Source organism: Pseudomonas sp. B6002 (assembly GCF_013385985.1).
Classification (GTDB): domain Bacteria; phylum Pseudomonadota; class Gammaproteobacteria; order Pseudomonadales; family Pseudomonadaceae; genus Aquipseudomonas.
Genome location: NZ_JACAOY010000004.1, coordinates 157,580 through 183,458, shown reverse-complemented (window position 1 = coordinate 183,458; position 25,879 = coordinate 157,580). Strand labels below are relative to the sequence as shown.

24 protein-coding genes are annotated in these 25,879 nt (G+C 62.3%); 18 read left to right on the top strand and 6 right to left on the bottom strand.

The window, feature by feature from the left end; translation table 11 throughout:
- Positions 1-238: 238 nt before the first annotated feature.
- The 10 genes from lptF to tadA all read left to right on the top strand — a co-directional run bounded on the left by lptF (position 239) and on the right by tadA (position 10,720).
- Positions 239-1,357 (top strand): LPS export ABC transporter permease LptF, encoded by a 1,119-nt coding sequence (gene lptF / locus HX792_RS04345; RefSeq protein WP_176994933.1) that lies wholly within the window; start codon positions 239-241, stop codon positions 1,355-1,357.
- Entirely contained in the window at positions 1,350-2,429 is a 1,080-nt protein-coding gene (gene lptG, locus HX792_RS04340) for an LPS export ABC transporter permease LptG (protein ID WP_176994932.1), read from the top strand. The genes lptF and lptG overlap by 8 nt, the downstream gene beginning before the upstream one ends.
- Before the next feature lie 151 nt (positions 2,430-2,580).
- Complete coding sequence (gene lepA, locus HX792_RS04335; protein WP_176994931.1) at positions 2,581-4,380, top strand: translation elongation factor 4; 1,800 nt, start codon at positions 2,581-2,583, stop codon at positions 4,378-4,380.
- Between the two features lie 5 nt (positions 4,381-4,385).
- A complete protein-coding gene (lepB, locus tag HX792_RS04330; RefSeq protein ID WP_176994930.1) occupies positions 4,386-5,240 on the top strand; it encodes a signal peptidase I in 855 nt (284 codons plus the stop codon).
- 152 nt (positions 5,241-5,392) lie between these two features.
- Positions 5,393-6,082 (top strand): ribonuclease III, encoded by a 690-nt coding sequence (rnc, locus tag HX792_RS04325; protein WP_033902449.1) that lies wholly within the window; start codon positions 5,393-5,395, stop codon positions 6,080-6,082.
- Entirely contained in the window at positions 6,075-6,977 is a 903-nt protein-coding gene (gene era, locus HX792_RS04320) for a GTPase Era (protein WP_016978271.1), read from the top strand. Before rnc ends, era begins: the two co-directional genes overlap by 8 nt.
- Before the next feature lie 158 nt (positions 6,978-7,135).
- Complete coding sequence (recO, locus tag HX792_RS04315; RefSeq protein WP_176994929.1) at positions 7,136-7,825, top strand: DNA repair protein RecO; 690 nt, start codon at positions 7,136-7,138, stop codon at positions 7,823-7,825.
- A 51-nt stretch (positions 7,826-7,876) separates the two neighbouring features.
- Positions 7,877-8,623, top strand: coding sequence for a pyridoxine 5'-phosphate synthase (gene pdxJ / locus HX792_RS04310; RefSeq protein WP_176994928.1), 747 nt, complete (start codon positions 7,877-7,879; stop codon positions 8,621-8,623).
- A gap of 223 nt (positions 8,624-8,846) precedes the next feature.
- Positions 8,847-10,229, top strand: coding sequence for a multicopper oxidase family protein (locus HX792_RS04305; protein WP_176994927.1), 1,383 nt, complete (start codon positions 8,847-8,849; stop codon positions 10,227-10,229).
- Positions 10,229-10,720: a tRNA adenosine(34) deaminase TadA gene (gene tadA, locus HX792_RS04300; protein ID WP_176994926.1), complete on the top strand. Its 492-nt coding sequence runs from the start codon at positions 10,229-10,231 to the stop codon at positions 10,718-10,720. Before HX792_RS04305 ends, tadA begins: the two co-directional genes overlap by 1 nt.
- Positions 10,721-10,848: 128 nt before the next feature.
- On the opposite strand, the gene cmoB is transcribed toward tadA, so the two are convergent.
- The 6 genes from cmoB to HX792_RS04270 form a co-directional block, all read right to left on the bottom strand.
- A complete protein-coding gene (gene cmoB / locus HX792_RS04295; protein WP_176994925.1) occupies positions 10,849-11,805 on the bottom strand; it encodes a tRNA 5-methoxyuridine(34)/uridine 5-oxyacetic acid(34) synthase CmoB in 957 nt (318 codons plus the stop codon).
- Positions 11,802-12,545: a carboxy-S-adenosyl-L-methionine synthase CmoA gene (gene cmoA, locus HX792_RS04290; protein ID WP_176994924.1), complete on the bottom strand. Its 744-nt coding sequence runs from the start codon at positions 12,543-12,545 to the stop codon at positions 11,802-11,804. Before cmoA ends, cmoB begins: the two co-directional genes overlap by 4 nt.
- Positions 12,546-12,580: 35 nt before the next feature.
- On the bottom strand, positions 12,581-13,237 hold the full coding sequence (locus HX792_RS04285; protein ID WP_176994923.1) for a lysoplasmalogenase: 657 nt from the start codon (positions 13,235-13,237) through the stop codon (positions 12,581-12,583).
- Between the two features lies 1 nt (position 13,238).
- Positions 13,239-13,628: a protease inhibitor I42 family protein gene (locus HX792_RS04280; protein ID WP_176994922.1), complete on the bottom strand. Its 390-nt coding sequence runs from the start codon at positions 13,626-13,628 to the stop codon at positions 13,239-13,241.
- A 200-nt stretch (positions 13,629-13,828) separates the two neighbouring features.
- The gene (lon, locus tag HX792_RS04275) at positions 13,829-16,249 is read right to left on the bottom strand and encodes an endopeptidase La (RefSeq protein WP_176994921.1); all 2,421 of its coding nucleotides are present in this window, start codon (positions 16,247-16,249) and stop codon (positions 13,829-13,831) included.
- Between the two features lie 220 nt (positions 16,250-16,469).
- Entirely contained in the window at positions 16,470-17,459 is a 990-nt protein-coding gene (locus HX792_RS04270; protein WP_176994920.1) for a GntR family transcriptional regulator, read from the bottom strand.
- A gap of 337 nt (positions 17,460-17,796) precedes the next feature.
- Here HX792_RS04270 and HX792_RS04265 point away from each other — a divergent pair, with 337 nt between their 5' ends.
- From HX792_RS04265 to HX792_RS04230, 8 genes are all read left to right on the top strand, one after another.
- A complete protein-coding gene (locus HX792_RS04265) occupies positions 17,797-19,128 on the top strand; it encodes an amidase (protein ID WP_176994919.1) in 1,332 nt (443 codons plus the stop codon).
- Between the two features lie 11 nt (positions 19,129-19,139).
- A complete protein-coding gene (locus HX792_RS04260) occupies positions 19,140-20,018 on the top strand; it encodes a polysaccharide deacetylase (protein ID WP_010212857.1) in 879 nt (292 codons plus the stop codon).
- A gap of 146 nt (positions 20,019-20,164) precedes the next feature.
- The gene (locus tag HX792_RS04255) at positions 20,165-21,505 is read left to right on the top strand and encodes an MFS transporter (RefSeq protein WP_176994918.1); all 1,341 of its coding nucleotides are present in this window, start codon (positions 20,165-20,167) and stop codon (positions 21,503-21,505) included.
- Between the two features lie 10 nt (positions 21,506-21,515).
- Positions 21,516-22,277: an SDR family NAD(P)-dependent oxidoreductase gene (locus HX792_RS04250; RefSeq protein ID WP_176994917.1), complete on the top strand. Its 762-nt coding sequence runs from the start codon at positions 21,516-21,518 to the stop codon at positions 22,275-22,277.
- A 142-nt stretch (positions 22,278-22,419) separates the two neighbouring features.
- Positions 22,420-23,169 (top strand): SDR family NAD(P)-dependent oxidoreductase, encoded by a 750-nt coding sequence (locus HX792_RS04245; protein WP_176994916.1) that lies wholly within the window; start codon positions 22,420-22,422, stop codon positions 23,167-23,169.
- Positions 23,170-23,182: 13 nt separating this feature from the next.
- Positions 23,183-23,491: a hypothetical protein gene (locus HX792_RS04240; RefSeq protein WP_176994915.1), complete on the top strand. Its 309-nt coding sequence runs from the start codon at positions 23,183-23,185 to the stop codon at positions 23,489-23,491.
- 110 nt (positions 23,492-23,601) lie between these two features.
- Complete coding sequence (locus tag HX792_RS04235; RefSeq protein ID WP_176994914.1) at positions 23,602-24,576, top strand: GTP-binding protein; 975 nt, start codon at positions 23,602-23,604, stop codon at positions 24,574-24,576.
- Entirely contained in the window at positions 24,573-25,748 is a 1,176-nt protein-coding gene (locus HX792_RS04230) for a PotD/PotF family extracellular solute-binding protein (protein WP_176994913.1), read from the top strand. Before HX792_RS04235 ends, HX792_RS04230 begins: the two co-directional genes overlap by 4 nt.
- Positions 25,749-25,879 lie beyond the last annotated feature (131 nt).

The following is a 25,879-nucleotide window of genomic DNA, read 5'->3' as shown; positions in this document are numbered from 1 at the left end:
AGGCTTTAAAGCATGGCAGCTGTGTAAACCGCCAGCGACAAAGGCCGCAGTTTGAACCTCGCCAGCGGAGCCTGACAACCCTTGCCGGCAGCTTTGTGTACGCGCATGAGGTTGCGCAGTGACAGGCGCGGCCAATCACAGGATAATGCGCCATCTTTTTAGCCGGCCCGTGTGAATGGGCTGACTGGTATGCTTGCTTGTTTGGCCGCCTTAGCCTGACAACCCTGGAGTGTCTGGTTTGATCGTCTTCCGTTATCTGTCCCGCGAAGTCCTGTTGACCCTGAGTGCCGTGAGTGCGGTATTGCTGGTCATCACCATGAGTGGTCGTTTCGTCAAGTTCCTTGCCCAGGCCGCCTCGGGCGCCCTGGATCCGGGCTCGTTGTTCCTGATCATGGGCTTCCGCCTGCCGGGCTTCCTGCAGCTTATCCTGCCACTTGGCCTGTTCCTCGGCATCTTGCTGGCTTACGGCCGGTTGTACCTTGAGAGCGAGATGACCGTGCTGTCTGCCACCGGGATGAGCCAGCAGCGTTTGCTGGCCATGACCATGGTGCCGGCGGCCGGCGTTGCGCTGGTGGTGGCCTGGTTGAGCATGAGCCTGGCGCCACAAGGGGCCATGCAGTTCCAGTTGCTGCTGAACAAGCAGGACGCCATGACCGAGTTCGACACCCTCGAACCAGGGCGTTTCCAGGCGCTCAATGACGGCACGCGGGTGACCTACACCGAAACCATGACGGAAGATCGCGCCAACCTCGGCGGCGTGTTCATCTCCCAGAAGAACCAGGGGCAGAACCAGAAAGACCGCGGCATTTCCATTCTGGTGGCCGACACCGGCCGCCAGGAAGTGCGCCCTGACGGCAGCCGTTACCTGATCCTCGAAAATGGCTACCGCTACGACGGCAGCCCTGGCCTGGCGGACTATCGTGCAATCAAGTACGACACCTATGGCGTGATGCTTGCCAAACCCGACGTCAGTGACGAAGTAACCGACCGCGATGCCTTGCCGACTTCGTCGCTGTTCGGTAGCCAGGAACTGCGCTCCATCGCCGAACTGCAATGGCGTATTTCCCTGCCGTTGCTGGTGTTCATCGTCACGCTGATGGCCGTGCCGCTGTCGCGTGTCAATCCGCGCCAGGGCCGGTTCCTCAAGCTGTTGCCGGCGATCCTGCTGTACATGGCCTACCTCACCATCCTGATTTCCGCCCGTGGTTCCCTGGAGAAAGGCAAGTTGTCGCCGGTCCTGGGCCTGTGGTGGGTGCACGGGATTTTCCTGGCGATCGGCCTGGGGTTGCTCTACTGGGAACCTATTCGTTTGAAAATGAAGAGCCGTCGTGGCCTGAAGGAGCTGGCTCGTGGCTAAGCTAGATCGCTACATTGGTAGCAGCGTACTGATCGCCATCCTGGCGGTACTGGGTATCATCCTCGGCCTGGCTTCGTTGTTCGCCTTCATTGATGAAGTCGGCAACGTCACCAATACCTATACGGTCATGGACGTGCTGGGCTTCGTGGCGCTCACCGCGCCGCGTCGCCTCTACGACATGATGCCGATGGCCGCGTTGATCGGTTGCCTGATCGGCCTGGGCAGCCTGGCCAGCAGCAGCGAACTGACCATCATGCGCGCAGCCGGTGTTTCCATCGGCCGCATCGTCTGGGCGGTGATGAAGCCCATGCTGCTGCTGATGGCGTGCAGCGTGCTGATCGGCGAATACGTGGCACCGCCTTCCGAAGCAGCAGCCCAGGCCAACCGCGCCCTGGCCCAGGGTTCGGGCGATGCGCAAAGCTCCAAGCACGGCCTGTGGCACCGCCAGGGCGATGAATTCATCCACATCAACGCCGTGCAACCGGGCGGCCTGTTGATCGGTGTGACGCGCTACACGTTCGACAAAGAGCGTCACATGCTGTCGTCCAGCTTTGCCAAACGTGCGCAGTACAGTGATCAGAAGTGGGAACTGACCGACGTCACCACCACTTATTTCCGCAGTATCGGTCAAGGCACCAAGGCCAGCACTGAGGTCATCAACGTGCCGAGCGAGGCGTGGGATATTGCGCTCAAGCCCGAACTTCTGAATACGGTGGTGATGATCCCCGAAAGCCTGCCGATCTCCGGGCTTTGGGGTTATATCCACTACCTGAAGGACCAGGGCCTGAACAACGGCCGCTACTGGCTGGCATTCTGGGTCAAAGTGTTGCAGCCGGTGGTGACCGCCGCGCTGGTGTTGATGGCTATCTCCTTCATCTTCGGGCCGTTGCGCTCCGTGACCCTGGGCCAGCGTGTGTTCACCGGCGTGCTGGTAGGTTTTACCTTCCGCATTGCCCAGGACCTGCTCGGCCCCTCGAGCCTGGTGTTCGGTTTCTCGCCGCTGTTTGCGGTGCTGGTGCCCACCACCATTTGCGCCCTGGCCGGGTTCTGGCTGTTGCGCCGGGCCGGTTGATACCGCGCTTATGTTCAAAAAATGCCCCGTTCGAGAGATCGGGGCATTTTTGTTCTGGTCAGCAAAGATGACGTCTGGCCAGAGCATCAGGTACAATTCCCGGCTATTTTTCAGCGGGCAATCTGCCTGCAGCCTTTTTGAGTGTTGATCCGTGAGTGATTTGAGTCATATCCGCAATTTCTCCATCATCGCCCACATTGACCATGGCAAGTCGACGCTGGCCGATCGATTTATCCAGATGTGCGGCGGCCTTGCCGAGCGTGAAATGGAAGCCCAGGTACTGGATTCCATGGACCTCGAACGCGAGCGCGGGATCACCATCAAGGCCCACAGCGTTACGCTGTACTACAAAGCCAAAGACGGCATCACCTACCAGCTGAACTTCATTGACACCCCGGGCCACGTCGACTTCACCTACGAAGTCAGCCGTTCCCTGGCGGCCTGTGAAGGTGCCTTGCTGGTGGTTGACGCCGGCCAGGGCGTTGAAGCGCAATCGGTTGCCAACTGCTACACCGCGATCGAGCAGGGCCTGGAAGTCATGCCCGTGCTGAACAAGATCGACCTGCCACAGGCCGAGCCCGAGCGCGTCAAGGAAGAGATCGAGAAGATCATCGGCATCGACGCCACCGACGCCGTCACCTGCAGCGCCAAGACCGGCCTGGGTGTCGACGAAGTGCTCGAACGCCTGGTCCAGACCATCCCGGCACCGACCGGCAACTACGACGATCCGCTGCAAGCGTTGATCATCGACTCCTGGTTCGACAACTACCTGGGCGTTGTCTCCCTGGTACGCGTGCGCCACGGCCGTGTGAAGAAGGGTGACAAGATCCTGGTCAAATCCACCGGCAAGATCCACCTGGTGGACAGCGTCGGTGTGTTCAACCCCAAGCACACCGCTACCGTTGATCTGAAAGCTGGTGAAGTAGGCTTCATCATCGCCGGCATCAAGGACATTCACGGTGCGCCGGTGGGTGACACCCTGACCTTGAGCTCCACGCCCGACGTCGACGTGCTGCCAGGCTTCAAGCGCATCCAGCCACAGGTCTACGCCGGCTTGTTCCCGGTCAGCTCCGATGACTTCGAAGACTTCCGCGAAGCCCTGCAAAAGCTGACCCTCAACGACTCGTCGTTGCAGTACACCCCGGAAAGCTCCGACGCCCTGGGCTTCGGCTTCCGCTGCGGCTTCCTGGGCATGCTGCACATGGAAATCATCCAGGAGCGCCTCGAGCGCGAATACGACCTGGACCTGATCACCACCGCGCCAACGGTTATTTTTGAGCTGTTGCTGAAAACCGGTGAAACGATTTACGTCGACAACCCGTCCAAGCTCCCGGATCTCTCGGCCATCGAAGACATGCGCGAGCCTATCGTGCGGGCCAATATCCTGGTTCCGCAGGAGCACCTGGGCAACGTCATCACCCTGTGTATCGAAAAGCGTGGCGTACAACGCGACATGCTGTTCCTCGGTACCCAGGTGCAAGTGACCTACGACATGCCGATGAACGAAGTGGTCCTGGACTTCTTCGACCGCCTCAAGTCCACCAGCCGCGGCTATGCTTCGCTGGATTACCATTTCGACCGTTACCAATCGGCTAATCTGGTGAAGCTGGACGTGCTGATCAACGGCGACAAGGTTGATGCCCTGGCGCTGATCGTGCACAAGGACAACGCGCACTACAAAGGTCGCCAGTTGACCGAGAAGATGAAAGAACTGATTCCGCGCCAGATGTTCGACGTCGCGATCCAGGCCGCCATTGGCGGGCAGATCATTGCACGGACCTCCGTCAAGGCACTCAGAAAGAACGTACTGGCCAAATGCTACGGCGGTGACGTAAGCCGTAAGCGCAAGCTGCTTGAGAAGCAAAAGGCCGGTAAAAAACGCATGAAGCAAGTAGGCAACGTGGAAGTTCCACAAGAAGCCTTCCTTGCGGTGCTCAGGTTGGATAGTTAGGTCCTATGTCACTAAATTTCCCGCTGTTGCTGGTCATCGCCGTTGCCGTTTGCGGTCTCCTGGCGTTGCTCGATCTGGTGTTCTTCGCCCCGCGTCGGCGGGCGGCTATCGCGTCCTATCAGGGCAGCGTCGGCCAGCCCGATGCCGTGGTGATCGAAAAACTGAACAAAGAGCCCCTGCTGGTTGAATACGGCAAGTCGTTCTTCCCGGTGCTGTTCATCGTGCTGGTGTTGCGTTCGTTCCTGGTGGAGCCGTTCCAGATCCCTTCGGGGTCGATGAAACCGACCCTGGACGTGGGCGACTTCATCCTGGTGAACAAGTTCTCCTACGGGATTCGCCTGCCGGTGATCGACAAGAAGGTCATCCAGGTGGGTGACCCGCAGCGTGGCGATGTGATGGTGTTCCGCTACCCAAGCGACCCGAACGTCAACTACATCAAGCGTGTGGTGGGCCTGCCGGGTGACGTGATCCGCTACACCAGCGACAAGCGTTTGTTCGTCAATGGTGAGTCGGTTGCCGAGAAACTGATCGGCGCCGAGCCGAACACCCTGGGCAGCGCCGAGCTGTACCTGGAAAAACTCGGTGCGGTGGAGCACGAAATCCGCAAGGAAATGAGCCGCTACCGCGCGATGCCCGATGGCGAGTGGAAAGTGCCAGCCGGGCACTACTTCATGATGGGCGACAACCGCGACAACTCCAACGACAGCCGGTACTGGGATGACCCCAACATTCCCAAGGACCTGCTGGGCATGGTCCCCGACGAGAACATCGTCGGCAAGGCCTTTGCGGTCTGGATGAGCTGGCCGGAACCCAAGCTCAGCCACCTGCCGAACTTCTCGCGGGTCGGGCTGATCAAGTAATACAAGCGGCGCTGTGAACACAGCGCCGAATGCTTTTCTGGGGCCGGGACAATGTTGTTGCCGGCCCCAAGCAGCACCAACCAGGATTTGAATTTGAACACTGCGTCAATCGTCGATGGCCGCCGGTGCCACCAACTAGATATGGATAAACCGTGACCGTTTCTCTAAGTCGTCTCGAGCGCCAGCTCGGCTACACCTTCAAGGACCAGGAATTGATGGTCCTTGCCCTCACACACCGCAGTTTTGCCGGGCGTAACAACGAGCGCCTGGAATTCCTCGGTGATGCCATCCTCAATTTCGTCGCCGGTGAAGCGCTGTTCGAGCGTTTCCCCCAAGCCCGTGAAGGCCAGCTGTCGCGCCTGCGTGCGCGCCTGGTGAAGGGCGAGACCCTGGCCGTGCTGGCCCGTGGTTTCGGCCTGGGCGAGTACCTGCGCCTGGGCTCCGGCGAGCTTAAGAGCGGCGGTTTCCGTCGCGAGTCGATCCTGGCCGACGCCCTCGAAGCGCTGATCGGTGCGATCTATCTGGACGCAGGCATGGAAGCGGCCAAGGAGCGCGTCACCGCCTGGCTGACCTCCGAGATCGAAAGCCTCACGCTGGTCGACACCAACAAAGACCCCAAGACCCGCCTGCAGGAATTCCTGCAGTCCCGCGGTTGCGAACTGCCACGCTACGAAGTGGTGGATATCCAGGGTGAACCCCATTGCCGCGTGTTCTTCGTGGAATGTGAAATCACCTTACTGAACGAAAAAAGCCGAGGTCAGGGTGTGAGCCGTCGTATTGCCGAACAGGTAGCGGCCGCAGCAGCACTGATTGCCCTGGGCGTGGAGAATGGCCATGACTGATTCAACCGCAACACGCTGTGGCTATGTTGCCATCGTCGGCCGCCCGAACGTGGGCAAGTCCACGTTGCTCAACCACATCCTCGGCCAGAAGCTCGCGATCACTTCGCGCAAGCCGCAGACCACCCGCCACAACATGCTGGGCATCAAGACCGAAGGCAATGTGCAAGCGGTCTACGTCGACACCCCGGGTATGCACAAAGGCGGCGAGAAAGCCCTCAACCGCTACATGAACAAGACCGCTTCGGCGGCGTTGAAAGACGTCGACGTGGTGATCTTCGTGGTCGACCGCACCAAGTGGACCGACGAAGACCAGATGGTCCTGGAGCGCGTGCAGTACGTCACCGGCCCGTTGATCGTCGCGCTGAACAAGACCGACCGCATCGAAGACAAAGCCGAACTGATGCCGCACCTGAGCTGGCTTCAGGAACAACTGCCGAACGCCCAGATCATCCCGATCTCGGCCCAGCACGGCCACAACCTTGATGCACTGGAGCGCGTGATCGCCGAGCACCTGCCGGAGAACGAGCACTTCTTCCCGGAAGACCAGATCACCGACCGCAGCAGCCGTTTCCTCGCCGCCGAACTGGTACGCGAGAAAATCATGCGCCAGATGGGTGCCGAGCTGCCGTACCAGATCACCGTCGAGATCGAAGAGTTCAAGCAGCAGGGCAAGACCTTGCACATCCATGCGCTGATCCTCGTCGAACGTGACGGCCAGAAGAAAATCATCATTGGCGACAAGGGCGAGCGCATCAAGCGCATCGGCACCGAAGCGCGCAAGGACATGGAGCTGCTGTTCGACTCCAAGATCATGCTCAACCTGTGGGTGAAGGTGAAAGGCGGCTGGTCCGACGACGAACGCGCACTGCGCTCCCTGGGCTACGGCGACCTCTAACACACCGTCCCCCCCTGTAGGAGCCGGCTTGTGTGGGAGCTGGCTTGCCTGCGATAGCATCAGCACGGTGTAACTGAACAACCGGGTTGCCTGCATCGCGGGCAAGCCCGCTCCCACATTGGTTTATCGCTGTTCTTAAGTTCCGCGAAGAGACTGCCATGTCCCAATCCCCACCCCCCAGCCAGCCCGCCTACGTCCTGCACAGCCGCGCCTACCGCGAGACCAGCGCCCTGGTGGATTTCCTCACGCCCCAAGGCCGCCTGCGCGCCGTCTTGCGCAGCGCACGGGGCAAGGCGGGCACCCTGGCACGACCTTTCGTGGCGCTGGACGTGGAGTTTCGTGGCAAGGGCGAGTTGAAAAACGTCGGCCGCATGGAAAGTGTCGGCACCTCCGCCTGGCTCAATGGCGAGGCGCTGTTCAGCGGCCTGTACCTCAACGAACTGCTGATTCGCCTGCTGCCAGCCGAAGACCCGCACCCCGCCGTGTTCGATCACTATGCCGCCACCTTGCTGGCCCTGGCCGAAGGCCGCCCATTGGAGCCGCTGCTGCGCGCTTTCGAATGGCGCCTGCTCGACGACCTGGGCTACGGTTTCGAGTTGGCCAACGACCTGCACGGCGAGCCCATCGCCGCCGACGGCATGTATCGCCTGCAAGTCGACGCGGGCCTGGAGCGCGTATACCTGCTGCAACCCGGCCTGTTCCAGGGCACCGAGCTGTTGGCTATGAGCGAAGCCGACTGGACCGCCCCCGGTGCCTTGTCCGCCGCCAAGCGCCTGATGCGCCAGGCCCTGGCCGTGCACTTGGGCGGACGGCCGCTGGTCAGTCGCGAGTTGTTTCGAAAGCCCTGACAACCCCGTGTATGCTGTGCGGCGTTTCTTTCCCTTTTCAGGAGCGCTTCCGTGACCACCAGCAATCGCATTCTTCTTGGCGTCAACATCGACCACGTCGCCACCCTGCGCCAGGCCCGGGGCACCCGTTACCCTGACCCGGTCAAGGCCGCGCTGGACGCCGAAGAAGCGGGCGCCGACGGCATCACCGTGCACCTGCGCGAAGACCGCCGCCACATCCAGGAGCGCGATGTGCTGGTGCTCAAGGATGTGCTGCAAACCCGCATGAATTTCGAGATGGGCGTCACCGAAGAGATGATGCAGTTCGCCGAACGCATCCGCCCGGCGCACATCTGCCTGGTGCCCGAAACCCGCCAGGAACTGACCACCGAAGGTGGCCTCGACGTGGCCGGCCAAGAGGCGCGCATTAAGGCCGCAGTTGAGCGCCTGTCGAAGCTCGGCAGTGAAGTCTCGCTGTTCATCGACGCCGACGAGCGCCAGATCGAAGCCTCCCGCCGTGTCGGCGCGCCGGCCATCGAACTGCACACCGGCCGTTACGCCGATGCCACCACGCCCACCGAAGTGGCGGACGAGCTGCAACGCATCATCGACGGCGTGAGCTGCGGCCTCAAGGAAGGCCTGATCGTCAATGCCGGCCACGGCCTGCATTACCACAACGTTGAGGCGGTGGCGGCGATCAAAGGCATCAACGAGCTGAACATTGGCCATGCCTTGGTGGCACACGCCCTGTTCGTCGGTTTCAAAGGCGCCGTGGCCGAGATGAAAGCGCTGATCCTGGGCGCCGCTGCCAAGCACTAAATAACACCGCAATCCCCTGTAGGAGCTGGCTTGCCAGCGATAGCGGAGTGTCAGTCAACACCCCATTGACTGACCCTGCGCCATCGCCGGCAAGCCGGCTCCTACAGGGGAGGGTCGTTGGTTTTGGCCGTGCGGCAATGCGAAGCCTTACTGTTTAGCCGATGCCGGTGTATCGTATCTGCCCTTTGCAGGCCCTGGCCTGCGGCAGATACGTGAGGTTGTTGTGTCCCGATCCTTTTCCCGTCGACAAATCCTGGGTGGCCTTGCAGGCCTCGCCGTCGTGGGCGTCGGTGCCGGTGGCGCCTACCGCTACTGGCTGGGGAAAGTCGCCGAGTCCGAGGCGGGCCACGATTACGAACTGATCGCCGCGCCCCTGGACGTGGAACTGGTGCCAGGGCACAAGACCCAGGCCTGGGCGTTCGGCCCATCGGCGCCGGGCACCGAGTTGCGTGTGCGCCAGGGCGAATGGCTGCGGGTGCGTTTCATCAACCACCTGCCGGTCGCGACCACCATCCACTGGCACGGCATCCGCCTGCCGCTGGAAATGGACGGCGTGCCCTACGTCTCACAGCTGCCGGTACTGCCCGGCGAATATTTCGACTACAAGTTCCGAGTGCCCGACGCCGGCAGCTACTGGTATCACCCCCACGTGAACAGCAGCGAAGAACTCGGCCGTGGCCTGGTCGGCCCGCTGATCATCGAAGAGCGCGAGCCCACCGGCTTCAAGCACGAACGCACCCTGAGCCTGAAAAGCTGGCACGTGGACGAGGAGGGCGCCTTTGTCGCGTTCAGCGTACCTCGCGAGGCAGCACGCGGCGGCACGGCGGGGCGCCTGTCGACCATCAACGGGGTGTCCCAGGCGGTCATCGACCTGCCGGCCGGGCAAATCACCCGCGTGCGCCTGCTCAACCTCGACAACACCCTGACCTATCGCATCAATATTCCCGACGCCGAAGCGCAGATCTACGCGCTGGACGGCAACCCCGTGGAGCCGCGCCCGCTGGGCAAGGAATACTGGCTCGGCCCCGGCATGCGCATCTGCCTGGCGATCAAGGCGCCAGCGGCCGGCGAAGAACTGTCGATTCGCAACGGCCCGGTGCGCCTGGGCACCTTCCGCTCGGTGGCCAACGCCGATGCGCCCACCGAATGGCCACCCGCGTTGCCCGCCAATCCGATTGCCGAGCCCGACCTGGCCAATGCCGAGAAACTCAACTTCAATTTCGAATGGGTCGGTTCTGTGTCGGTCGATACCGACAATGGCAAGCCGCCGAGCCTGTGGCAAATCAACGGCAAGGCCTGGGACATCACCGACAAGACCTGCGCCGACCGCCCGATTGCCAAGCTGGAGAAGGGCAAGAGCTACATTTTCGAATTGAAGAACATGACCCAGTACCAGCACCCGATCCACTTGCACGGCATGAGCTTCAAGGTGATCGCCTCGAACCGCCACAAGGTGATCCCGTATTTCACTGACACCTACCTGCTGGGCAAGAACGAGCGTGCCCGCGTGGCGTTGGTGGCGGATAACCCGGGGGTGTGGATGTTCCACTGCCACGTGATCGACCACATGGAAACCGGCCTGATGGCCGCCATCGAGGTGGCGTGATGCGCCAGTTTCGCCCCGCCGCCATCATCGACCGCAGCCGCGACCAGGACTTTATGCGCGAAGCCCTGGCCCTTGCCACCCAAGGCGCCGCGCTGGGCGAAGTGCCGGTGGGCGCGGTGCTGGTGCAGGACGGTGAAATCATCGGCCGTGGCTTCAATTGCCCCATCAGCGGCAACGACCCCAGCGCCCATGCCGAGATGGTCGCCATCCGCGCCGCCGCGCAAGCCATCAGCAATTACCGGCTGGTGGGCAGCACGCTGTATGTGACGCTGGAGCCATGCAGCATGTGCGCCGGCCTGATCGTGCATTCGCGGATTGCGCGAGTGGTGTACGGCGCGCTGGAACCCAAGGCGGGGATTGTGCAGAGCCAGGGGCAGTTTTTTACCCAGGGCTTTCTCAATCATAAGGTGCTGTTTGAGGGTGGGGTGTTGGCCGAAGAGTGCGGGACCGTGCTGAGCGAGTTCTTCAAGGCTCGCCGCACAAAAGGCTGACACGTCCCCTGTAGGAGCCCGGCTTGCCGGCGATGCAGGCACCTCGGTAGGTCAGGCAAACCCAGGTGATGCCATCGCAGGCAAGCCAGCTCTCACAGGTGATCTCCATTTATTCAGATGGAGTGGGGTTATTTCCTGGCGATGACCACCGCCCGCATCGGCGCCGGCAGCCCTTCGATGGTTTTGCTGTGATCCTCCGGATCGAGGAAGTCACTCAGCGACTGGTACTTCATCCACTCCGTCCCGCGCTGTTCCTCGACGGTGGTGACGCTCACATCCACGCAACGCACATCACTGAAGCCCGCACGGCGCAGCCACAGCATCAGCGCCGGCACCGACGGCAGGAACCACACGTTGCGCATCTGCGCATAACGGTCTTCCGGCACCAGCACCTGCTGCTGATCGCCTTCCACCACCAGGGTTTCCAGCACCAGTTCGCCGCCCTTGACCAGGGTGTCCTTCAGCGCCAGCAAATGCTCGATGGGCGAACGGCGGTGGTAGAACACGCCCATGGAAAATACCGTGTCGAAGCCTTCCAGGTTGGCTGGCAAGTCTTCAAACGGGAACGGCAGGTGCCAGGCCTTGGGTTGCGACAGGTAACGCTGCACCGCCTGGAACTGGCAGAAGAACAGCCAGTTGGGATCCACACCAATCACGCTATCGGCGCCGGCACCGAGCATGCGCCACATGTAGTAACCGTTGCCGCAGCCCACATCGAGGATGCGCTTGCCCTTGAGGTTCAAGTGCGGCGCCACCCGCGACCACTTCCAGTCCGAGCGCCATTCGGTGTCCACGTGCACGCCGAACAGGTTGAACGGGCCCTTGCGCCACGGGCTCAGGCCCATCAATGCGGTGCGCATTTGTGCACGGGTATCGTCGTCGCAGTCGGTGTCGAGGGTCAGGCCACCCAGCAAATCCACCTCGCTGGGCTGGATGTTCGGCAACGCATCCAGCGCACTCTGCCAGCGCTCCAGGTCGCCATGACCCTTCTCCATCTTGCTATCGAGTTGCGCTTGCAGGCCCTGGGCCCACACGGCCAGGGGAGTGCCGACCAAATGGCGGGCGAGGGGGGACAGATCAATCATGGCAAGGCAATCAACGAGGCAAAGTTAAGACACTGGAACCACGGCACGACTTTCGAGAACCCGGCCGCCAGCAGGCGTTCGCGGTGTTCTTCGAGGCTGTCGGGCTTCATGACATTTTCGATGGCGCTGCGCTTCTGGGCGATTTCCAGTTCGCTGTAGCCGTTGGCGCGTTTGAACGCGATATGCAGGTCGGTGAGCAAGGCGTGCTCATCGGCGTCGTTGAAGCGCAGCTTCTCCGACAGAATCAGCGCACCGCCCGGCAACAGCGACTGACGAATGCGCGAGAGCAACGCCAGGCGCGCATCGGGGGCAATGAATTGCAGGGTGAAGTTCAGCGCCACCACCGAGGCTGGTTGGAACTGCAGCGCGAGGATATCGCCCTCGATCACCTCGACCGGCAACAGCTCCTGGAACATCGAGTCCTGGCCATTGAGGTATTCGCGGCAACGCTCGACCATCGCCGCCGAGTTATCCACCGCGATTACCCGGCAGCCGTCTGTGCGCACATGACGGCGCAGCGCCTGGGTTACCGCGCCCAAGGACGAACCCAAGTCGTACAGCACGCTGTTGGGTTGGGCAAATTGCGCCGCGAGTACACCCAGGTTTTCGACGATGGTCGGGTAACCCGGCACCGAGCGCTTGATCATGTCCGGGAACACCCGCACCACGTCCTCGTTAAAGGCGAAGTCCGGCACCTGGGGCAGGGGCTGGGCGAATAGGCGATCGGGTTCTTTGCTCACGGTTGTTCCGGCATTGATGGGGAAAGGCCGGCATTTTAGCCAACTTGGCCCTCGTGTGCGCGGGTTGTCTGATGGAAAGCAGAGGCCGTGATACCCCACTGGCCGAGCCAGTAAGTGATGATCAGCAAATACGGCGCCGCCTCGAACGCCACCACAAACCGGTTGATCCCAATCAGCGTGTCCGAAAACACAAACGACGCCGCGCCCGCTGCCGCCAAGGCCGCCGAGCGCTTTGGCACAGCGCTGCCCAACCGAGCCAGCGCACGCCAGAGCATGGCGGTGATCACGGTGGCGTAAACCACCACAGGGATCAGCAAATCACCCAGGCCGTGGGAAACCAGAATGCTCAACAGCACAGCCCCTACAACCAGCGCCAGTACCAGCGGCAGCAGCGCCAGGCGGCGGCAATCACTGAAATAGGCCTTGAGGTACGCTAAATGCGCGAACAGGAAGGCACCCAGGCCAAAGATAAACAGGTCGCCCGGCCAAGCGAGCAATACATCGCCCACCAGGGAAAAAATCAGCCCGAGGCTGATCCAGCGTCGATAGTCAGTGGGCGGTGCGTCGTGCAGCCAACCGAGCAGTGCCAGTACCGGCAGCGGTTTGACCAGCAGGCACAGCAAGGTCGCATGGGTGGTCAGGCCGTAGATAAACGTACCGGCGCCCATCAACGCAAGAATCAACCAAGGCATATCAGTTCACCGTGATGGCGCAGTCAAAGGTTTCGGCAGGTTCGGCTTCCGGCTCCCAAGGTTGTTGGGAGGTCAGGCGCAAACGGCCCTGGCCGGTGGCAAACGCCTGGAAGCGCCAGGTGGATTGCCCGCCACCGCCGACCACGCCGGATTCCGAGCTGCTGTAGACCTCGGGGCTAAGGGCGCGCAGCACGCCGCCGGCGGAGTCCTGGATGGCCCAGCGGTAGCCGGTGGTGGGGTTGCTGGGCAGGGTGAGGATCAGGTTTTGCCCGTTTTTAAGCTGCAAGGGGCAGGCGCTCTGGCCTTCCACTGTGACGTTATGTTTCGGCGCACTGGCGCACGCAGCCAGCAGGGCAAGGCTCAGGGGGAGAAGCAGGCGGGCAGCGGTCATGGGGGCTCCGTTCATTCACGACGAACGGCGAGCATAACCGAAGATGAGACAAGGTGTGACAAGAGGGATTTGTGTTGTGGCGACGAACGCCATCGCGGGCAAGCCCGCTCCGACATTTGACCGATTTGTCATCAACAACACCGATCTCTGTGGGAGCCGGGCTTGCCCGCGATGAGGCCAGACCAGGCACTACATAACTATCAGAAGAGCACCTTCGCCACATCCGCAAACCGCTTGGCAAAGTGCACCGTCATGCCTTCTTTCAAGTACTCCGGCAACTCTTCAAAGCTGCCACGGTTCGGCTCCGGCAAGATCAGCTCATGAATCTTCTGACGCCGCGCCGCAATCACCTTCTCACGCACCCCACCAATCGGCAGCACATGCCCGGTCAATGTCAGCTCACCGGTCATGGCCACGCCTTTTTTCGGCGGCTGGTTGCGCGCCAGCGACAGCAGCGCACTGGCCATGGTCACGCCCGCGCTCGGGCCGTCTTTGGGCGTGGCACCTTCCGGCACGTGCAGGTGCACAAAGGCTTCGTCGAAAAACTTCGGATCACCGCCAAACGACTTCAGGTTCGAGCTGATGTAGCTGTAGGCAATCTCGGCGGACTCCTTCATAACTTCACCCAATTGCCCGGTGAGCTTGAAGCCCCGGTTGAGTGTGTGAATACGCGTGGCCTCGATCGGCAGGGTGGCGCCGCCCATGCTGGTCCAGGCCAGCCCGGTGATCACGCCGGTGCCAGACAAGACCTGCTCATTGCGGAACACCGGCATGCCCAGTGAGCTTTCCAGGTCCTTGTTGCCGATCTTGATCACCGAGTCCGGCTCATCCAGCAGCTTGACTACCGCCTTGCGCACCAGCTTGCCCAGCTGTTTCTCCAGCTGCCGCACCCCGGCTTCCCGTGCATAACCGTCGATCAATGCGCGCAGGGCGCCGTCGCTGATGGTCAGGCTGTTCTTTGCCACACCGGCTTTTTCCAGCTGTTTTGGCCACAGGTGACGCTTGGCGATGGCGACTTTTTCTTCAGTGATATAGCCCGACAGGCGAATCACTTCCATACGGTCCAGCAACGGGCCGGGGATGGAGTCCAGGGTGTTGGCGGTGCACACGAACAGCACCTTGGACAGGTCCAGGCGCAGGTCCAGGTAGTGGTCGAGGAATTCGACGTTCTGCTCCGGATCCAGGGTTTCCAGCAGTGCCGACGCCGGGTCGCCCTGGAAGCTCTGGCCCATCTTGTCGATCTCGTCGAGCATGATCACCGGGTTCATCACCTCCACATCCTTCAGCGCCTGCACCAGCTTGCCCGGCAGGGCGCCGATGTAGGTGCGGCGATGGCCCTTGATCTCGGCCTCGTCGCGCATGCCACCGACACTGAAGCGATAGAACGGCCGCCCCAGGGATTCGGCGATGGACTTGCCCACGCTGGTTTTGCCCACACCGGGCGGGCCGACCAGCAGCACGATGGAACCGGCGACCTCACCTTTGTAGGCGCCCACCGCAAGGAATTCGAGGATGCGACTCTTGATGTCGTCCAGGCCCGCGTGGTGTTTATCCAGCACCTTGCGCGCGTGTTTCAGGTCGAGCTTGTCCTCGCCATACACGCCCCACGGCACCGAGGTCGCCCAGTCCAGGTAATTGCGCGTCACGGCGTATTCCGGCGAGCCCGTTTCCAGGATCGACAGCTTGTTCATCTCTTCGTTGATGCGCTTTTGCGCCTGGGTCGGCAGCACTTTGCCCACCAGGCGCTGCTCGAACTGCTCGACGTCTGCGCTGCGGTCGTCCTTGGTCAGGCCCAGCTCCTGCTGGATGACCTTGAGCTGTTCCTTGAGGAAGAACTCGCGCTGGTGTTCGCCGATCTTGCGGTTCACCTCGGCGGAGATTTCTTTTTGCAGGCGCGCAACCTCGACTTCCTTGCGCAGCATCGGCAGCACTTTTTCCATGCGCTTGAGCATGGGCACGCAGTCCAGCACTTCCTGCAACTCGTTACCGGTGGCCGAGGTCAGCGCGGCGGCGAAATCGGTGAGTGGCGACGGGTCGTTGGGGCTGAAGCGGTTGAGGTAGTTCTTCAACTCTTCGCTGTACAGCGGGTTGAGGGGCAGCAGTTCCTTGATCGCATTGATCAGCGCCATGCCGTAGGCCTTGACCTCATCGGTCGGCTCGGAGGGCTGGTGCGGGTATTCGACTTCCACCAGGTACGGCGGGCGGTGGTGCTTGAGCCAGGTCTTGATGCGCACCCGGGTCAGGCCCTGGGCGACGAATTGCAGCTTGCCGTTCTCGCGGCTGGCGTGATGCACCTTCACCAGCGTGCCGTACAGCGGCAGGGCGGAGGTGTCGAAATGGCGCGGGTCTTCTGGCGGCGTCTCCATGAAGAACAGGGCCAGGGAATGGTGGTCGGACTTGCTCACCAGCTCCAGGGTTTCGGCCCACGGCTCTTCATTGACGATCACCGGCAGCACTTGGGCCGGGAAGAACGGACGATTGTGGATCGGGATGATGTAGACCTTGTCGGGCAGGTTCTGCCCAGGCAGCGCCAGGCCGGTGTTCGACGAAGGGGTTTCAGCGTTTTCGGGGTCGGCGTAGTCGTTCAGGTCGTAATCAGGGAAGGCTTGCTGGTCGCTCATGGGGCACCTGCATAAGGAAGTATGGAGGTTAGATGGGGCGGCGCAGCGGTGGTTTCAATGGCGTTGAGCAGTTAGCAACAAATTGCATGATATTGACCAACGCACCGCGGCCCCTGTGGGAGCTGGCTTGCCCGCGATTGCGTTGTGTCAGTTGCTGAGGATGTAACGGGTGAACCGCTATCGCAGGCAAGCCAGCTCCCACATTGGCAACGGTGTGGGGTCAGCTGATTTTGTGCAGGTAGCTGGGGAGCGGCTGCTCGGGCAACACCGACAACACCTTCAACCGCTGCAACATCCGCTGCCTGGCCCGCTGCAAATGCTCACGCAGGTTCAACGCCGCCGCATCAAATGCCCCATGCAGCAGCAACTCCAGAATCAAGCGATGTTCGGCCAACATCGCCGGATCGGCGCCGATCCCCAGCAAACGGTAGAAAATCCGGCTGATGATCATCGGGCTCTGGCCCTGGCGGATCAGCGCGGCAATCTTGCGGTTTTGCAGGCCGGCCAGGCAGCGTTGGTGCAGGTCTTCTTCGATCTGCTCGATGGCTTCCAGGCTGCAGTGGGGGCTGTCCTGGGCGTCGAGCACGCGCTGCAACATGGCTTCGAGCAGTTCGCGCTCGAGGTTTGGGGCGCTCTGGCGCAACGCTTCGGGTTCCAGGCAGGCGCGCAGTTCGTAGTCTTCGGTGACTTCCCGCGCGGTCAACGGCCCGGCCAGCCATTGGGAGTAGGGCTCTTTCTCTACCAGGCCGCGGTCGCGCAAACGCATCAACGCCTCACGCACCACCGCGCGGCTGACCCCGTAGTGGTCGGCGGCGGCTTGTTCATCCAGGCGGTAATGCCCGAAGGCGATGCAGGTGGACAGCGCCGCGCCGATCTCCTCGACGATGCGCTCGCCCAGTGGCCGCGTGTCCACCAAGTCCTGCTCGCCATCCAGGCCCAGGTGGGCATGGCTCAATGGCAGGCGCAGCGGCTCCATGGCCAGGCCTTCTGGGTTGATCAGATAACCCCGGCCATTGAAACGGCAGATCAGGCCTTCGTCATGCAGCAAATCCAGGGCCCTGCGCACCGGCACGCGGCTGGTGCCGAACAGCTCGGCCAGGGGCGCTTCCAGCAACACCAGGCCGTGGCGGGCAGTGCCATTGACGATCGCGTCACGCAGAACCTGGTGAATCATCGCGTAACGGGAGGCCGAGGTGGACACTGCTTTCATCGGTTTCTCTGGGGCATGTAGGACGGTGGCCGGGGATTCTCTCATAAGTCGTGCCTGTCACTCTGCGCCACGTCAGTGGCACCTATTTGGGGCCTTGCCGAGGGGGATGTTACTTTTCTGCACCAAAATGTACTTATTAATAAAAGATACATTATTTCATTGAGAGCGCTTCGCGGCGTTTAGGCAAGATTTTTTTGTCAGGCCTGAAGCCTTCTATCCCGTAGCTATGGGTGAAAAACCAGCGCTGCGCAAAAACTACTCAACAGAGACTGGCACGAAAGCTGCCTTTGTAAAATGTACATTTTATTAATATGTACGTTTTGTGAGGGTCATCTTGATGTCAGACGCCACTTCCATGGCCGAGGCTTTTGCCAGCGGTCGCAGCGACCCGGTGCAGGCCCTCGAACAGGCGCTCGATCAAGCGAGCCGCTGCCCAGGCGTGTTTATTTCCCTGACCGCCGAGCGCGCCCGCCGTGAAGCCGAGGCCGCCGCCGCCCGCTGGCGTGCCGGCCAGCCGTTGAGTGTGTTCGACGGTGTGCCGCTGGCCTGGAAAGATCTGTTCGACATGGCCGGCAGCGTCACCACGGCCGGCGCCGCCTACCGTCGGCATGCGCCCCAGGCCTTGCTGGATGCGCCCACGGTGGGCCTGTTGTGCCGCGCCGGGATGGTCAGCGTGGGCAAGACCAACCTCAGCGAACTGGCGTATTCCGGCCTGGGCCTGAACCCGCATTTCGGCACGCCACACAATCCCCACGGGAACGACCAACCGCGTATTCCCGGTGGCTCTTCCTCGGGATCGGCGGTTGCCGTGGCAGCCGGGATCGTACCGATCGCCATGGGCACCGACACGGCAGGCTCAATCCGCATTCCCGCCGCGCTCAATGGCCTGGTCGGCTATCGCAGCAGCAGTAGACGTTACAGCCGCGACGGCGTGTTTCCCCTGGCCCACACCCTCGACAGCCTCGGCCCGCTGACCCGTAGCGTGCGCGATGCCTTGGCCATCGACGACCTGCTTCACGGCCGTGCCCACACCCACAGCGCGCGCAGCCTCAAGGGCCAGCGTTTTGTGCTTGAACAAGGCGCCCTGGAAGACATCGAGCCGGCCGTGCGCAACAACCTGCTGCGTGCCATTGATCAATTGCGAGCCCACGGCGCCCTGGTAGAAGTGCGCCCGTCGGCCACCTTCCAGGCCACCCTGGCGCTGATCAAAAACCAAGGCTGGCTAGGTTCCTTCGAAGCCTTTGCCCTGCATGAAGCCTTGCTCGACAGCGCCGACGCCGAACAGCTCGACCCTCGCGTGCGCCGTCGCCTCGAAGCCGCGCGTGCGCTGCCCGCCAGCCAACTGCTGCACCTGATGGACGCGCGCCAGCGCCTGCAACAACAACTGATCGATGACCTCGACGGCGCCGTGCTCATCACCCCAACCGTCGCCCACGTGGCGCCGCCCCTCGCGCCGCTGGAAGCCGACGACGACCTCTTCGTCACCACCAACCTCGCCACCCTGCGCCTGACCATGCCGGGCAGTTTGCTCGACATGCCCGGCGTGACCTTGCCCAGCGGCCGCGATGCCGGGGGCCTGCCCACCGGGCTGCTGCTCAGTGCCCCGACGGGGGAGGACGCTCGCCTGTTGCGCGCTGCGTTGTCCGTCGAATCCGTACTCAACGTTTAAGGAGACACACCATGGCTAAAGACATTCTCTGTGCATTCGGCGTCGACGTTGACGCCGTCGCCGGCTGGCTCGGTTCCTACGGCGGCGAAGACTCGCCGGACGACATCTCCCGCGGCCTGTTCGCCGGTGAAGTCGGCGCGCCACGCCTGCTCAAATTGTTCGAACGCTACGGCCTGCGCACCACCTGGTTTATCCCCGGCCACTCGATGGAAACCTTCCCCGAGCAGATGAAGGCCGTGGCCGACGCCGGCCACGAAATTGGTGTGCATGGCTACAGCCACGAAAACCCCATCGCCATGACGGCCGAACAGGAAGAGATCGTCCTGGATAAATCCATCGAGCTGATCACCCAGGTCACTGGCAAACGCCCCACCGGTTACGTGGCGCCGTGGTGGGAATTCAGCAAGGTCACCAACGAGCTGCTGCTGAAAAAAGGCATCAAGTACGACCACAGCCTGATGCACAACGACTTCCATCCCTACTACGTGCGCAAGGGCGACAGCTGGACCAAGATCGACTACAGCCAGCACCCCGACACCTGGATGAAACCCCTGGTGCGTGGCGAAGAAACCGACCTGGTGGAGATCCCGGCCAACTGGTACCTCGATGACCTGCCGCCAATGATGTTCATCAAGAAAGCCCCCAACAGTCACGGCTTCGTCAACCCGCGTCACCTCGAAGAAATGTGGCGCGACCAGTTCGACTGGGTTTACCGCGAGCATGAACACGCGGTGTTCACCATGACCATTCACCCGGACGTGTCCGGCCGCCCGCAAGTGCTGCTGATGCTGGAGCGACTGATCGAACACATCCAGAGCCATGCCGGCGTGCGCTTCGTCACCTTCGACGAAATCGCCGACGACTTTATCCGCCGCCAACCCCGTACCTGATGTCGCCCACCTTGTAGGAGCCGGCTTGCCGGCGATGAGGCCCTTGAGACCTGCGTGAATTTCAAGGGCGCCATCGCCGGCAAGCCGGCTCCTACAGGTGGTTTGCGTAATTGGCCCCCAATGCTCCCATCCCTGAGGCGCAACCCATGTCTATCTACAACAAGCTTGACCTGACCGGCTGGAAACCCCGGCAACTGACGTCCCAGGAAGTGCGCTTCGCCACCTGGATCGCGTTCTTCGCCTGGGTGTTTGCGGTGTATGACTTCATCCTGTTTGGCACCCTGCTGCCGGAGATCGGCCGCCACTTTGGCTGGGGTGAAGTGGAGCAAGCGCAAATCGCGACCTGGGTCGCCGTGGGCACGGCGGTGGTCGCCTTTGCCATTGGCCCGGTTGTGGATAAGTTGGGCCGGCGCAAAGGCATCATCTTCACCGTGGCCGGTTCTGCGCTGTGCTCTGCGCTGACGGCGATTGGCGGCGCGTGGGGCAAGTCACCGCTGATTCTGATCCGTTCGTTGGGTGGCCTGGGTTATGCCGAGGAAACCGTCAACGCCACGTATTTGAGTGAGTTGTATGGCGCCTCGGAAGACCCGCGCCTGACCAAGCGCCGTGGCTTTATCTACAGCCTGGTGCAGGGCGGCTGGCCGGTAGGGGCGTTGATCGCTGCCGGTTTGACTGCGTTGTTGCTGCCGATCATCGGCTGGCAGGGCTGCTTCATCTTCGCCGCGATCCCCGCCATCGTGATTGCGATCATGGCGCGCAAGCTCAAGGAGAGCCCGCAGTTCCAGATCCACCAGCGCATCAGCGAGCTGCGTAAAAGCGGCGCGGTGAAAGAAGCGCAAAACGTCGCGGTGACCTACGGCGTCGACTATGACGAACACAGCAAGGCCGGTCTCAAGGCTGCGTTCCGTGGACCGGCCCGTCGCGCCACGCTGGTGATCGGCGCAGCGCTGCTGCTCAACTGGGCGGCGATTCAGGTGTTCAGCGTGCTGGGCACCTCGGTGATCGTCAGCGTTCACCACATCTCGTTCGAGAACTCACTGATCATCCTCGTGCTGTCGAACCTGGTGGGTTACTGCGGTTACCTCAGTCATGGCTGGATGGGCGACAAGATCGGCCGTCGCAACGTGATCGGCCTGGGCTGGATGCTCGGCGGGCTGTCGTTCGCCGGCATGCTGTTCGGCCCGAGCAACATGGCGATGGTGGTCGGGCTGTACAGCCTGGGCCTGTTCTTCCTGATCGGTCCGTATTCGGCGGCGCTGTTCTTCATCAGTGAAAGTTTCCCCACCAGCATCCGCGCCACCGGTGGCGCGATCATCCATGCCATGGGCCCGATCGGCGCGGTGGTCGCAGGCTTTGGCGCCACCCAGGTGCTGTCGGCCGGCAGCGACTGGCAGACCGCCGCGTTGTGGTTCGGTGCACTGCCGTGCTTCCTGTCCGGCGCCTTGATGTTCGCCGCTCGCCATGTGCGTCCGGAAACCGTTCAGTAAGGAGTGAATGATGAGTCGTAAAGTTGCCTTGATTACCGGTGCCGCCAGCGGCATTGGCCAAGCCCTCGCCGTTGCCTATGCGCAAAAGGGCGTAGCGGTGGTCGGCGGGTATTACCCGGCCGACCCTCACGACCCGCACACCACCGTGGGCCTGGTAGAAGCGGTGGGCGGTGAGTGCCTGATGCTGCCCCTGGACGTGGGCAACAGCGCCTCGGTGGATGCGCTGGCCGAGCAAGCCGTGCAGCATTTCGGCCGCCTGGATTACGCGGTGGCCAACGCTGGTTTGTTGCGCCGCGCACCGTTGCTGGAGATGAGCGATGCACTGTGGGACGAGATGCTCAATGTCGACCTGACGGGGGTGATGCGCACCTTCCGCACGGCGACGCGGCATATGCGTGAGGGCGGCGCGCTGGTGGCGATCTCGTCGATTGCCGGCGGCGTGTACGGCTGGCAGGAGCACAGCCACTACGCGGCGGCCAAGGCCGGTGTGCCGGGGTTGTGCCGTTCGCTGGCGGTGGAGTTGGCGCCGCTGGGGATTCGCTGCAACGCGGTGATTCCCGGGTTGATCGAGACGCCGCAGTCGCTGGATGCGCAGAACTCGCTGGGGCCGGAAGGGCTGGCCAAGGCTGCGCGGGCGATTCCCCTGGGCCGGGTCGGGCGGGCGGATGAAGTGGCGTCGCTGGTGCAGTTCTTGACCAGTGAAGCGTCGAGCTACCTCACGGGCCAGAGCATCGTGATCGACGGTGGTCTCACAGTGCGCTGGCCAGACTAACGGATGTACATAGATCCAAATGTGGGAGCTGGCTTGCCTGCGATGGCGGTGGTTCAGTGAATACATGTGCTGCTGACCCACCGCCATCGCAGGCAAGCCAGCTCCCACAATGGATCGGTGTTTTGTCTGAGGAGATTTTTGTATGAACCAACTCATTAACCGACGCGCTGTGATCACCGGCGCCGCCAGCGGCATCGGTGCCGCCATCGCCCGTGCCTATGCCGCCGAAGGCGCACGCCTGCTGCTGGCCGACCGCAATGCCGCGAGCCTCGCCGAAACCGCGATCACTTGCCGCAACCTCGGCGCCGAGGTGGTCGAGTGCCTGGCAGACGTCGGCACCGTCGAAGGCGCCCAGGCCAGTGTGGACCGCTGCGTCGAACACTTCGGTGGCATCGACATTCTGGTCAACAACGCGGGCATGCTCACTCAGGCGCGCTGTGTCGACCTGTCCATCGAGATGTGGAACGACATGCTGCGCGTCGACCTCACCAGTGTGTTCGTCGCCAGCCAGCGCGCCTTGCCGCACATGCTGGCGCAGCGCTGGGGACGCATCATCAACGTGGCGTCGCAACTGGGCATCAAGGGCGGTGCCGAACTTACCCATTACGCGGCGGCCAAGGCGGGCGTGATTGGCTTCACCAAATCCCTGGCCCTGGAAGTGGCCAAGGACAACGTGCTGGTCAATGCCATCGCCCCTGGCCCGATTGAAACGCCGCTGGTGGGCGGGATCAGCGACGATTGGAAGCGCGCCAAGGCCAAGGAACTGCCCCTGGGCCGCTTCGGTCTGGCTGATGAAGTGGCGCCCACCGCCGTGCTGCTCGCCAGCGAGCCCGGCGGCAATCTGTTCGTCGGCCAGACCCTGGGCCCGAACTCCGGCGACGTCATGCCATGAGCGAGGTTTAGCCATGTGCGGACTCTGCGGATTGCTCGGCGAAGACCTGCACTGGAGCGACCCCCTGGGCGATGAACTGCCAAGGCGCCGCGAGCGCCTGCGCCGGATCGCGGCGATCAACCAAGTGCTGGCGGTGTTCCGGCTCAAGGTCGAGGACTTCCAGGGCGCCTCCTACCTGTTGTTGGGTGCCACCGGCAAACAGGCATTGGCCAGCGGTTTGGATCAACTCTGGCAGGCGGCCGAGGTCATGCTTGGGCGGCCGCTGGATCCCCTTGATCCCAAACTGCTCGATCACCTAAACGTGCTTGCTGAAACACCCTGACCTGTAGGAGCCCGGCTTGCCGGCGATGGCGATTCTGAATACGCCATCGCCGCGGTGCGACGATTCGACAAGCCGGGCTCCTACAAGGGGACGCGTCATGAGGTTGGAATATGAGCATTGCTCTGAATGTAATCACCGGTTTCCTCGGCAGCGGCAAGACCACCTTGCTCAAGCGCCTGCTGCAAGGCGAGAGCCTGGGCGACACCGCGCTGCTGATCAACGAATTCGGCGACGTCGGCATCGATCACCTGCTGGTGGAAGAGGTGGCGCCGGACACCGTGCTGCTGCCCAGCGGCTGCGTATGCTGTTCAATCCGTGGCGAGTTGAAAGACGCACTGCTCGGCCTGTTGCAACGGCGTGAGCGCGGTGAAATCCCGGCGTTCAAGCGGGTGATCCTGGAGACCACCGGCCTGGCCGACCCGGCGCCGATCCTTGCCACCCTGAACAACGATGTGCAGTTGCGCGGGCGTTTCCACATCGGCCTGGTGATCACACTGGTCGACGCCAGCCACGCCACCTTGCAAGAGCGCCTGCACCCGGAGTGGCTGGCCCAGGTCGCCGCCGCCGATCGCCTGTTGCTGAGCAAGACTGATGTGGCCGGCGACTGCGCCCCGTTGCGTGCGCATCTGCAGGCACTCAACGCGGGTACGCCGATCCTCGATACCCACGCTATCCACAGCGGCGATCAACTGCTGCTCGGCGAAGGCTTGCGAAGCGCCGAGCCGGCCGTCGAGGTTGGCCGCTGGCAACTGCATCAACCCACCACTGCCACCCACGGCGCAGCACAAGTGTGCTGTCTGACCTTCGATCAGCCACTGGACTGGGTCGGCTTCGGGGTGTGGCTGTCGATGCTGTTAAGATGCCATGGCGAACGAATCCTTCGCGTCAAAGGACTGCTCAACGTGAACGCAAGCTCGGCCCCCATCGTCATTCATGGCGTGCAGCACTGCCTGCATGCCCCGGTCCACCTGCCCGCGTGGCCGGGCAGCGACCGCCAGTCGCGCCTGGTGTTTATCCTGCGCGGCCTGGACCCGGCGCTGTTGCGCCGCTCCTTCGAGGTGTTCTCGCGGCGGTTTGCAGCATGATCACCTTACGCGTCCTCGGCACCTCGGTGACCCTGCTCGAATGCCTGCGCGTGCGGGCCGAACAAGACCTGGGCATTCGCCTGGTGTATCAGGTGCACGATGTGGAACAGGCCCAGCGCATCGCGGTGATGCAACCCGACAGCTACGACCTTTACGATCAGTGGTTTCACAACGTCGACTTCGTGTGGCCGGCGCGGGCGATCCAGCCGATCGACACGCGGCGTATCGCGCTGTGGCATGAGATCAACGACCTGCCCAAGCGCGGGCGGCTGTCGGCCGATGATCGCCTGGGCAGTGGCAGCGTCCCGAGCGAGCGCCTGTTCGTGCAGCACGACGGCAGCCTTGGCAGCACGGTGACCGAGCGCATCAGCATGTTGCCCCTGACTCACAACGCCGACAGTTTCGCCTACCGCCCCGAGCGCTTGCCCGAGGGTTTTTGCCATGGCAACGAAAGTTGGGGGTGGTTGCTGGACCCGGCCTGGAGCGCGCGTACCGCATTGCAAAGCGACGCGGCCATCGGTGCCCTGGACGCGGCGCTGGCGGTACAGGGCGCGGGGCTGGCGCAGTTCAAGGACATCGGCAACATGAGCATCGAAGAGATCGACGTGCTCGCCGACATACTGGTGCGCAAGCAGAGGGAAGGGCACTTTGCGGCGTTCTGGTCGGATGACGAAGAGGCGGCGCAATTGATGCTCAGCCCGACCATCGATATTCAGAGCCTGTGGTCGCCGACCTTGATGCGCCTGCATCGCGCGGGGGTGAAGTATCGCTTGGCGGTGCCGCGTGAAGGTTATCGCGCGTGGTTCGGCGGGTTGTCGTTGTCACGCCATGCGCAGGGGGCGGTGTTGGATGCGGCGTATGCCTACCTCAATTGGTGGCTGTCGGGTTGGCCGGGTGCGGTGATGGCGCGCCAGGGGTATTACATCGGTAACCCGGCGCGCAGCCGTGACCACCTCAGCAGTGCCGAATGGGATTACTGGTATGCCGGATTGCCTGCGCGGGAGGAGTTGTTGGGTAGCGATGGATTGCCGTTGATCGACATTGGCGACGTGCGTGATGGGGGTTCTTATGAGCAGCGCATGGGGCATATTGCGGTGTGGAATTCGGTGATGGATGAGCACAACTACCTGGTGCGACGGTGGGGGGATTTTATGCGGGCACGCTGTTTTTGATTGAGTACATATCCGTTTTTTGGGTAACGGCGGCTTATGGTTCCGCCCTTACGGCGGGTCACTTTTGGAAAAGAGCCCGGAATGCCGGCCCAGCCAAAAGTAACCAAAAGGGCTCTTGCCCCAACACTCGG